Origin of the sequence: Gluconobacter sp. P1D12_c, assembly GCF_018812105.1 — a bacterium.
GTDB classification, from domain to species: domain Bacteria; phylum Pseudomonadota; class Alphaproteobacteria; order Acetobacterales; family Acetobacteraceae; genus Gluconobacter; species Gluconobacter oxydans_A.
Window position 1 is genome coordinate 1 of record NZ_JACSIQ010000149.1, and the last position, 634, is coordinate 634.

1 protein-coding gene is annotated in these 634 nt (G+C 48.1%); it reads left to right on the forward strand.

The features are described from left to right. Positions 1 to 220: 220 nt before the first annotated feature. Positions 221 to 634: hypothetical protein (locus tag KP705_RS16045; protein ID WP_215764959.1), on the forward strand; the 414-nt coding region annotated here is incomplete at its 3' end.

The following is a 634-nucleotide window of genomic DNA, read 5'->3' on the forward strand; positions in this document are numbered from 1 at the left end:
GTAGGCCATCTGTGTGGGATGGTTCTTGATAATCTGATTTTTATGGTAGAATGTGAGTCGAGGTTAAATCGATGGATATCTTGGCGGATTACATCGAAGAAGCCCGATAGGTTAGGAGAAGGCTCATGACGCAGGAACGTCACAACCCGACCCACATCAGTATTATAACACAACTGATGGCGATGGTTCAACACAAGACCGCCAAGACTGGTGGTCTCGGATGGAATCCGTAGGTCGTTCATATACGAAATTAGAGGCCCAAAGGGTCATCAAAGCTCAGTCATATGATGGGGGGTATTATCCTCGTTCATGGCTTGGGCATGTGTTCCATCTGGGGTGGTCTGTTGATGATATCTGCTGGCTGATATCTGCTGACTGCAAGCACCTTGGGCTTATAGCTCGGGATTATTCTGCTGATGAGAATCTGCGTTTTGCGTGTCGTTCGGAACAGGAAGACAGGCGACGCTTCAGGCTTCCTGCTGGTGGTTTAGAATACGTTCCAGAGGTTAAGGAAGCGAAGGAATCACGCGGAGAGATTTTTGATGCAGGACCGTCTGAGAATGGGTGTGAGTCATCTTCTCGGATAGGTTTTTATGAGCTTCTTCGTCGCAACAGTGGGAACAAGGTTGATGTG